This is a genomic window from Acinetobacter sp. NIPH 2100 (assembly GCF_000369805.1).
Taxonomy (GTDB): domain Bacteria; phylum Pseudomonadota; class Gammaproteobacteria; order Pseudomonadales; family Moraxellaceae; genus Acinetobacter.
On sequence record NZ_KB850224.1, the window covers coordinates 3,001,399 to 3,001,883 of the forward strand.

Here is a 485-nt window from a genome sequence, read left to right on the forward strand (position 1 = left end):
TTGCTGCTGTTGCCTGCTGTATCAGTAAAGGTCGCTGTCGCATCAATGGTTGTATCACCATCCGCCAACAGGTCACTACCCGCCACACTTGCTGTCCAGTTGCCTGTCACAGGATCAACCGTTGCAGTATAGCTCACACCGTTGATCAGTAAAGTCACTGCCGTCGTTGCTGCATCCGCAGGAATACCCGTCAAGGTGCCTGTGATGGTCACATTGCCGCCTGACTCTGCCGCATTCAAGACGTTGTCTGCAGTCACAGTGCCAATCGTTAAAGTCGTACCTGAAACATCTGGGCCAACTGTATCAACTGTTTCTGTACCTGGTAACGATGGATTCCCTGCTGGGTCAGTGGCAATTGCTGTCACCGTACCGCCATTTGGCAAGTTTCCTGGATTTGGTACTGTCCATGTGCCAGTCACTGGATCGGCTGTGGTTTGCGCTGTACCGCCACCATTCGGGAAGGTCACTGTCACAGTTGAGCCTGG

The 485-nt window shown here is 53.0% G+C and carries 1 protein-coding gene; it reads right to left on the reverse strand.

What is annotated here, in order from left to right; genetic code table 11:
* On the reverse strand, positions 1-485 hold a 485-nt coding region (locus F887_RS18160), incomplete at both ends, for an Ig-like domain-containing protein (protein ID WP_005296249.1).